General features: G+C 44.7%; 1 tRNA gene. It reads right to left on the bottom strand.

The window, feature by feature from the left end:
* Positions 1-196: 196 nt before the first annotated feature.
* Positions 197-281 (bottom strand) — tRNA-Ser (locus HMPREF3208_RS06135).
* Between the last annotated feature and the right edge of the window lie 552 nt (positions 282-833).

The raw sequence follows: 833 nt of genomic DNA, 5'->3' as shown, positions 1-833 counted from the left end.
CTTAGCTTTACACCCTTTTTGGGAAATAACCCGATATTCACCCCTTTATACACCCTGCTTATAATCAAAAATAATGGCACTTAATGATACAAAATGCAAAACAGAAAAACACTGAAAACAAGCCAAAAACGTTGATATTTCAAGGGTTTTCGGCATGAAAAAAGGGCTTCTAGCGATTGGCTAGAAACCCTAGGCGCGGAGAATACGAGATTCGAACTCGTGAGGCTGTTACACCAACACGCTTTCCAAGCGTGCGCCATAGACCACTAGGCGAATTCTCCAAACTGTTTGCCCAGCAACTAAATGCTTGCTAAGCAGACAACTTAAATAGAATACCACGAATTTGAGATATTGCAAATTAATACGCGCGTTGACACGCCGAAACAGAGGAAACAAACGCCGGAAAATTTCCCGGCAAATGTTCCTGTAGCTTTGCGGTACTGCTCTGCAGAGATTGATTACTTGTTGCTTAGAGAACACTAGCATTAGTGCTACTGCACGTTATACACCAAGAATAATCCCCCAACCACCAAACTACCCACAGCTTAATTGCGATACTTTAGTGTACGAATATTCGTGTGGTGAGATTTGAGATTTTTCGCACTGAGCGAGGCGAACGTCAGAGCCGAAGGCTGCTGATTCGCCGAGTGAAGAAGAAAAATCGAAAAATCTCTGCGATGTGCACGGTTATTAACGAATTGGCATGCAGAGTTTGGGGGATTTCTTTACGAGCACTAAAAGAGGACTGGGCGCATTGACTTGCCGGAGCGCTTAAAGCGTAGCGCGCGGAGGCACTTCAATGCGGAAACTCGCTTAAGTTGGAAGTCCAGTGG

It is taken from the genome of Gardnerella vaginalis (genome assembly GCF_001546485.1).
Taxonomy (GTDB): Bacteria; Actinomycetota; Actinomycetes; order Actinomycetales; family Bifidobacteriaceae; genus Bifidobacterium; species Bifidobacterium vaginale_D.
This window is presented reverse-complemented; position numbering and strand designations above follow the sequence as displayed.